The organism is Polaromonas sp. P1_G1 (assembly GCF_056405595.1).
Genome location: NZ_JBFUBU010000024.1, coordinates 112,375 through 120,417, shown reverse-complemented (window position 1 = coordinate 120,417; position 8,043 = coordinate 112,375). Strand labels below are relative to the sequence as shown.

The 8,043-nt window shown below is 63.8% G+C and carries 7 protein-coding genes; 3 read left to right on the top strand and 4 right to left on the bottom strand.

Annotated features, from left to right (window positions below; all coding sequences use genetic code 11):
• Positions 1–267 precede the first annotated feature (267 nt).
• From AC1D1Y_RS13915 to AC1D1Y_RS13900, 4 genes are all read right to left on the bottom strand, one after another.
• Positions 268–1,041, bottom strand: a complete 774-nt coding sequence (locus AC1D1Y_RS13915; protein WP_477682839.1) for a tetratricopeptide repeat protein — start codon at positions 1,039–1,041, stop codon at positions 268–270.
• A gap of 57 nt (positions 1,042–1,098) precedes the next feature.
• Positions 1,099–1,758 (bottom strand): TetR/AcrR family transcriptional regulator, encoded by a 660-nt coding sequence (locus AC1D1Y_RS13910; RefSeq protein WP_477678014.1) that lies wholly within the window; start codon positions 1,756–1,758, stop codon positions 1,099–1,101.
• 105 nt (positions 1,759–1,863) lie between these two features.
• Positions 1,864–3,147 (bottom strand): patatin-like phospholipase family protein, encoded by a 1,284-nt coding sequence (locus tag AC1D1Y_RS13905; RefSeq protein ID WP_477682838.1) that lies wholly within the window; start codon positions 3,145–3,147, stop codon positions 1,864–1,866.
• A 129-nt stretch (positions 3,148–3,276) separates the two neighbouring features.
• Complete coding sequence (locus AC1D1Y_RS13900; RefSeq protein ID WP_477682837.1) at positions 3,277–3,774, bottom strand: phasin family protein; 498 nt, start codon at positions 3,772–3,774, stop codon at positions 3,277–3,279.
• 213 nt (positions 3,775–3,987) lie between these two features.
• On the opposite strand from AC1D1Y_RS13900, the gene AC1D1Y_RS13895 reads away from it, so the two are divergent.
• The 3 genes from AC1D1Y_RS13895 to rfbD all read left to right on the top strand — a co-directional run bounded on the left by AC1D1Y_RS13895 (position 3,988) and on the right by rfbD (position 8,041).
• On the top strand, positions 3,988–5,973 hold the full coding sequence (locus AC1D1Y_RS13895; RefSeq protein WP_477682836.1) for an SDR family oxidoreductase: 1,986 nt from the start codon (positions 3,988–3,990) through the stop codon (positions 5,971–5,973).
• A gap of 98 nt (positions 5,974–6,071) precedes the next feature.
• Positions 6,072–7,136, top strand: coding sequence for a dTDP-glucose 4,6-dehydratase (gene rfbB, locus AC1D1Y_RS13890; RefSeq protein ID WP_477682835.1), 1,065 nt, complete (start codon positions 6,072–6,074; stop codon positions 7,134–7,136).
• A gap of 8 nt (positions 7,137–7,144) precedes the next feature.
• Positions 7,145–8,041: a dTDP-4-dehydrorhamnose reductase gene (gene rfbD / locus AC1D1Y_RS13885; protein WP_477682834.1), complete on the top strand. Its 897-nt coding sequence runs from the start codon at positions 7,145–7,147 to the stop codon at positions 8,039–8,041.
• Positions 8,042–8,043: the final 2 nt, after the last annotated feature.

Below are 8,043 nucleotides of genomic sequence, written 5' to 3'. Positions count from 1 at the left end.
CCTTGTGGATGCGCCGAGGAGCGGAGGTCCAGACGGATCAGGGATCGCGTTGTTTGAGCGAAGCGAGTTTAGCGAGACCCCGTCTGGACCGAGCACCGCAGGTTGCCCGTAGCGCAGCGTAGGGACGCAGCAACCAGGGTCGCCTTTTCTTTTGCTTAMTTTTCTTTTGGCGAAGCAAAAGAAAAGTGAGTAGCCGCCGGGCTACCCCCGGCCAGCAGAACTCAGAAGAGCGCGCACCGCCGGAGCAAGACCCGGCCAAGCGCAAGCTTAGTCTTCCAACTCCGCCTTAGCCATCTCCACATCCAACCTCTCCGTAGCGTCCAGCGGCTTGCTCGCCGCAGCCTGCTCATAAAGCTTGGTGGCTTCTTTCATCTTCTTGTCGCCTTCAAGCATGACCATCCCATTGGCGTACTCGATCATGCCGATGGCGGAGCCAGGGTGCAGTTTCAGGGCGTCTTTGTAGAGCGACAGGCCCACGTCCTTCTTGGCGCCGTAGGTCATGCCGCCAATCAGCGAGCCGACCTTGTCGATCACCTCGGCGTGGAAGGCGGCCAGCGCGATGTGGGCGTCGGCGTGTTTGGGCGAGAGCTTGATGGCCTGCTCGAGTGCGTTCTTCACCTTGGTGCCCAGGCCCTGGGCCAGGGCCTTGGCCACGCTGATGCCCTGGCTGTAGCGGCCCAGCGCGTAAGCCTGCCAGTACCAGGCGTTGGCATTCTTCGGGTCGTCTTTTTGCTGGGCTTCGGCGCGGGCGGCGACTTCCATGAAGAGGTCGAGCTTGGCCTTTTCCTTGGTTTCCAGGTAGGTGGCGTACATGCTGGCGGCCTTGTTGGCCACCGTGATGCCGTCTCCGCCGGCCTTGAGGCCCGCGTCAGAGGCCTTCTGGAATTCACCGTTGTGGAACAGCACCCAGGCCTGCAGCACGTCTGCGTCCTTGGGCAGGGGCTCGCAGTCGCCTGTGTGCAGGCGGGCCCAGCTCTTTTTCAGGCTGGCGGCATCAAATGCGTAGTCGCCGGCATGGGGAAAAGCGGTCCATTTGGCCATGTGTCTTGTCTCCTGTAAAAATTGTTGGTGTTATCAATGAGGGCTGTTTGAAGGAACTCAAGCCGGGTTGCTGTAAGCGCCGACCAGGGCTTGCAGGTGCGCGCGCTGGCTTTGCTCCAGGTAGGGGATCAGCAGGTTGAGCACGTGGTGCGCGCCGCGCAGCAGCGCGGCCTGGGCATTGGCGGGCTCCAGCGCATTGCGCGGGTCGCGCACGTACTCGAAGCTGAGCCAGTAGGTGAGCACCACCACCATGCTGGTGGCCGTGGCCTCGACTTCGCGCGAGTCAATCGTCACGGCGCCGGCGCGGCTCATGCCGTCGAGCAGGCTCTTGATGGCGCGGGTCTTGTTCTTGAGCACCCACTGGAAGTGGGTTTCCAGCCGGCGGTTCTTGCTCAGCAAGTCGTTGAGGTCGCGGTAGAGGAAACGGTACTGCCAGATCAGCTCGAACAGCGTGTGCATGAAAAACCAGGCGTCTTCCACGTCGCGCACGCCGTCGCTGGCGTTGAGCAGTTCGCCCAGGGATTTTTCGTAACGGTCGAACAGCGAGTTGATGAGCTCGTCTTTGGCGGGATAGTGGTAATAGAGGTTGCCGGGGCTGATGTTGAGCTCGGCCGAGATCAAGGTGGTCGACACATTGGGCTCGCCAAAGCGGTTGAAGAGGTCCAGGGTGACCTCCAGAATCCGCTCTGCTGTACGGCGCGGCGCTTTTTTCGCCATAAGTTGTCTACCTCGTATTGTTCTTGAACTCTAACCCGGCGCTGGCCGGCGCGAAACTAGGGAAGTCCACCAAGCCTCAATATCCGCCCATGGAGAACCTTTGGGTTACGCCGCGACCCCCACGCGGGAGGCCGGTTGCAGCGCATGGCTTAAATCCTCCATGACTTCCTCCAGCGAGGCGATGGCGCGGCCCACGCGGGTGGCAGCCGGCCTGGCGGCCACCAGATGGCGCTTGGGGTCCTCCAGAACGTCCAGGTTCAAGGTCACGCCGTGCCGCGCGAGCTTGGCCGACAGCGTGGTCTTGCGCGAGCGCAGCATCTGCCGGGTCTGCTGGTAGGCGTGCTCGGCCAGTTCGCGGCGCTGACGGTAGCTGAAGGTATTGGCCAGGAACAGCTCGGCATCGCGATGGTCGGGCTCCAGCAGCACGATGTCGGTGTCGGGATAGGCGTGCTCGTAGTGCTTCATGCCCAGCTCCAGCCGTGAATGGATCATGGAGCGGAAGGTCTGGCTCATCACCGCGGGCAGGCCGCCGCTGACGATGCGCGGGATGGCCTGCTTTTCAGGCGGCAGGCCGCGGCGCATGACGCGCTGGTCCATGGCCAGCCGGGGAGCGCGCGTGGAATTGAAGGGCACCAGCGGGTTCAGGCAGAACATCAGGTCTATGCCCTCATCCATGGCCACGCCGGCGTGCATGGTCTTCTTGAGGGCGCCGTCCACGTAGTAGTGGCTGTCGATCTCCACCGGCGGGAACAGGCCCGGCAGGGCCGAACTGGCCTGGACGGCCTTGGAGATGGGCACATGGTCCCAGCCGGGGCGGCCGAAGGGCGCGGCGTCGCCGCTGTCCAGGTTGGTCGCCACCAGCGTCAGGCGCGTGCGGAGCTTGCGGAAGTCGTTGGTGCGCCCAGGCTTGGAAAACAGTTTTTCGAGTTGCGTGTCGACTTTGTCGTTGGCAAAAATGCCCGTGGGCAGGGCCGGCCCCAGCGCCTCCAGTGCATGCACAAAAGACTTGCGGCCAAAGGTGGCGCGCCATGCGGCCGACGCGGCCAGGCCGGGCAGGGTGATGCCGCGCCGCAAAAATTCGCCATAAGCCGGCACCATCAGCCAGGCCGGGTCGAACACCTCTGACGCTTTGTCGCCGTTTTCGATGAAGGCCGCGCACAGTTCGCGCGGCGTCATGCCGTTGGCCAGGCCGGCCGCGATAAAACCGCCGGCGGAGACACCGACATAGTGGTGCAGTTCGGTGAAGGAGATGCCTTGCAGGGATTCATCGAGCGCGCAGAGGGCGCCGATCTCGTAAATGGCCCCCAATGGGCCTCCCCCGGCGAGGGCCAAGGCAATGCGCGGCTGGCTCGTGGAGGGTTTGCTTTTTGAACGCTTGGCAGAGGTCATGGAAAGAAAGTGTAGACGGCGGCCCCGGAAATAATTGCTGCTTTGCAGCAAAACCGCGCAGGCGGAGAGGCGCGCACAGGCGTAAAAAAAGGGACGGCATGTCCCTTTTTCTGGTGAAGCTCGAAGTGCTTAAGCCGACTTGCGCGCGGCTGGGCGCTTGGCGGCCGGCGCCTTTTTGGTGGCGGGCTTTGCTGCGGTCTTGGCGGCCGGGGCCTTGCCGCTCATCTTTTGCACGTTGCGGTTCAGTTCGTCGATGCGCGCGATCAGTGCGTCCACGTCCTTGGCGGAAGGCACGCCAAGCTTGTTCAGGGCCTTGGCGACACGGTCTTCAAAAATGTTTTCGAGCTTGTCCCACTGGTGGCCGGCTTTGGACTGGATGTCGGTGGCCATGGTGGCCATCTTGTTGGTGGCCTCGGAGATTTTCCCTTCGGCGACGGCCTGGGTTTTGCGCTGGATGGACAGGCCTTCCTTGACCAGGGTTTCAAACACTTTGCCGCCTTCTTCCTGCGCCTTGGAGAAGGCGCCCAGGCCGGCCAGCCAGATTTGCTGCGCGGACTCTTTGACGGCGCCCGACAGCTGGGGACCGGATTTTTTGTCGGCGCTCATTTTTTGCAGTTTCTTGACCATGGTGGACTCCAGACAGTGAGGGTTGTGGATTTGCGCGGACAGTATGCCGCATAGACCGGAAAATATAAGCCTTCCCCGCGGCGCTGTTTAGGTGCCCCGCTCTATGGAAAAGCACGCCCCGAGCCGCTGAGCGCGGGTTTCTGCTGAATAGAGAGTGATGCGCTTTAAGCAAGAATCAGTTTTCGATCGACAGTTCAGCGGAGAAAACACAACATGCATTATTTCGTCACGGGGGCCACAGGCTTCATCGGCAAACGCCTGGTCAAAAAACTTCTGGAACGAAAAGGCACGACCGTTCATTTCCTGATCCGCAAGGAAAGCGCCGGCAAAGTGGCGGCACTGAGGGAGTACTGGGGCGTCAGCGCCGCGCGGGCTGTCGCCATCCACGGCGACCTGACGAGCAAGAAACTGGGCGTCAGCAGCGAGGACATCAAGAAGCTCAAGGGCCAGGTTGGGCATTTTTACCATCTGGCCGCGGTCTACGACCTGGGCGCCGACGAGGAAAGCCAGATCGCCGTCAACATCGAGGGCACGCGCAGCGCGGTGGAGTTCGCCAAGGCCATCGATGCCGGGCACTTCCACCACGTGAGCTCCATCGCCGCGGCCGGCCTCTATGAAGGCGTGTTCCGCGAGGACATGTTCGAGGAGGCCGAGAACTACGAGCACCCGTACTTCATGACCAAGCACGAGAGCGAAAAAATCGTGCGCAAGGAATGCAAGGTGCCCTGGACGGTGTTCCGACCCGCCATGGTGGTCGGCGACAGCACCACCGGCGAGATGGACAAAATCGACGGCCCCTACTATTTCTTCAAGCTGATCCAGCGCATGCGCCAGCTGCTGCCGCCCTGGATGCCGGCCGTGGGCCTGGAAGGCGGGCGCATCAACATCGTCCCCGTCGACTTCGTGGTCGACGCGCTGGACCACATCAGCCACAAGACCGGCATCGCCAAAAAATGCTTCCACCTGGTGGACCCGGTGGGTTACCGCGTCGGCGACGTGCTGGACATCTTCAGCCGTGCAGCCCACGCGCCCAAGATGAACCTGTTCATCAACGCCGCCTTGCTGGGTTTCATCCCGCGCGGCGTCAAGAAGAGCCTGATGGCGCTGGCGCCGGTGCGGCGCGTGCGCAACGCGGTGCTGGCCGACCTGGGCCTGCCCGAGGACATGCTGACCTTCGTCAACTACCCGACCCGTTTCGACTGCCGCGAGACCATGGCCGCGCTCAAGGGCGCCGGCATCGAGTGCCCCAACCTCAAGGACTACGCCTGGCGCCTGTGGGACTATTGGGAGCGCCACCTGGATCCCGACCTGCACATCGACCGCTCGCTCAAGGGCACCGTGGGCGGCAAGGTGGTGCTGGTCACCGGCGGCTCTTCCGGCATAGGCCTGGCCGCGGCGCACAAGTTCGCCGAGGCCGGCGCGGTCACGGTCATCTGCGGGCGCGACCAGGACAAGCTCGACGAAGCCTGCAAGGAAGCCAAGGCCAAGGGCTACCAGTTCGTGGCCTACCCGGCCGATATCGCCGACATGGCCGACTGCGACCGTTTCCTCAAGCTGCTGATCGCCAACCACGGCGGCGTCGATTTCCTGATCAACAACGCCGGCCGCTCCATACGCCGCGCCATCGAGGCCAGCTACGACCGCTTCCATGACTACGAGCGCACCATGCAGCTCAACTACTTCGGCTGCCTGCGCGTGACCATGGGCCTGCTGCCCGGCATGGCGGCCAAGCGCAAGGGCCATGTGGTCAACATCAGTTCCATCGGCGTGCTGACCAACGCACCGCGCTTTTCGGCCTATGTGGCCTCCAAGGCCGCGCTGGACGCCTGGACGCGCTGCGCGTCGAGCGAGTTCGCCGACGTCGGCATCAGCTTCACCACCATCAACATGCCGTTGGTGCGCACACCCATGATCGCGCCCACCAACCTCTACAACAACGTGCCGACGCTGTCCCCCGAGGAAGCCGCCGACATGATCGCGCAGGCCTGCATCTTCAAGCCGGTGCGCGTCGCCACGCGCCTGGGCATCACCGGCCAGCTGATGCACGCGCTGGTGCCGCGCATCGCGCAGATCGCCATGAACACCAGCTTCCGCATGTTCCCCGACTCTTCGGCCGCCAAGGGCGAGAAGGGCGCCAAACCGCAGCTGTCCGCCGAGGCCGTGGCCATGCAGCAGATGATGCGCGGGATTCACTTCTGACCGGGGCGGCGGCCCTTGCCGCCAGGCCTTCCCGCCGCGAGGCCGAGGGCATAATGTGAGCCGGTGCCGCACTGCAGCGGCGCATGGAAGGTGAGCTCATGATTTTGGTTACGGGGGGAGCCGGATTTATCGGCGCCAATTTTGTTCTTGACTGGCTGGCAGGCAGCGACGAGCCGGTCGTCAACCTGGACAAGCTCACCTACGCCGGCAACATGGAAACACTGGCGCCCCTCCAGGGCGATCCGCGGCATGTTTTTGTCAAGGGCGACATCGGCGACAGGGCCCTGGTCGCTGAACTGCTGGCCAGGCACAAGCCGCGTGCCGTGCTCCATTTCGCGGCGGAGTCGCATGTGGACCGTTCCATCGCGGATCCCGAAGAATTTATCCAGACCAACATCGTCGGCACCTTCCGCCTGCTGGAAGCCGTGCGCCAGTACTGGGCCGGCCTGCCGGACGGCGCGAAGGCCGTGTTCCGCTTCCTGCAGGTTTCCACCGACGAGGTTTACGGCTCGCTCAAACCCGCCGACCCGGCCTTCAGCGAAACCAATCGCTACGAGCCGAACAGCCCCTATTCGGCCAGCAAGGCGGCCAGCGACCACCTGACCCGGGCCTATCACCACACCTACGGCCTGCCGGTGCTCACCACCAATTGCTCCAACAATTACGGCCCCTATCATTTCCCGGAAAAACTGATCCCGCTGATGATCGTCAACGCCCTGGCCGGCAAGCCGCTGCCAGTCTATGGCGACGGCCAGCAGGTGCGCGACTGGCTGTACGTCAAGGACCACTGCAGCGGCATTCGCCGCGTGCTCGAAGCCGGCAAGCCCGGCGAGACCTACAACATCGGCGGCAACAACGAGAAACCGAACATCGACATCGTCCATGCGGTGTGCGCGCTGCTCGACGAGTTGCGCCCGCGCGCCGGTGGCAGCTACCGCGAACAGGTGAGCTTCATCAAGGACAGGCCGGGCCACGACCGCCGCTACGCGATCGATGCTGCCAAGATGACGCGCGAACTGGGCTGGAAGCCCGCCGAAACCTTTGAAACCGGCATCCGCAAGACCGTGCAGTGGTACCTGGACAACCCTGAATGGGTCACCCATGTGCAGAGCGGTGCTTACCGCGACTGGGTCGATGCCCAGTACGCGGCGGCCGCGGCCTGAGCGCGCGCATGAAGATACTGCTTTTCGGCAAGAACGGCCAAGTGGGCTGGGAGCTGCAGCGCAGCCTGGCGCCCCTGGGCGAGCTGGTCGCGCTGGATCGCCACAGCAATGACTTTTGCGGCGACCTCGCCAATCTGGACGGCATCCGCGAGACGGTGCGCCAGGTTCGGCCTGACGCCATCGTCAATGCCGCCGCCTACACCGCCGTCGACAAGGCCGAAAGCGATGCCGGCACCGCGCATACCGTCAATGCCGAAGCGCCGGGCGTGCTGGCGCAAGCGGCGGACGCCGCCGGTGCATGGCTGGTCCATTACTCGACGGACTATGTGTTTGACGGCAGCGGCAGCAAGTCCTGGGAAGAAAGCGATCCGACCGGTCCGCTCAGCGTCTACGGCCGGACAAAGCTGGAAGGTGAGCAGCGCATCGCCGCCCTGTGTGCCCGGCACCTCATTCTTCGCACCAGCTGGGTCTATGCGGCCCGGGGCGGTAACTTCGCCAAGACCATGCTGCGCCTGGCTGCCGAGCGCGACCGCCTGACGGTCGTCAGCGACCAGTTCGGAGCGCCCACAGGGGCCGACCTGCTGGCCGACGTCACGGCCCACATGCTGCGCGGCGCGCTCACGGGGTCCACAGCGGGCTTTGCCGGGATCTACCACGTGGCGGCCGCGGGCGAAACGTCCTGGCACGGTTATGCGCGCTTTGTTCTCGATTGCGCGGCGAAAAGCGGCAGGGCGCTCAAGGCCTCACCGGAGACCGTGGATCCTGTCGCCACATCGGCCTTCCCGACACCGGCGCTGCGCCCGCATAATTCGCGCTTGAACACCGCCAAACTTCGTGGCGCCTTTGGCCTGCAGCTTCCGGCATGGCAGCAGGGCGTGGCCCGCATGCTGGCAGAAATTACCTGATC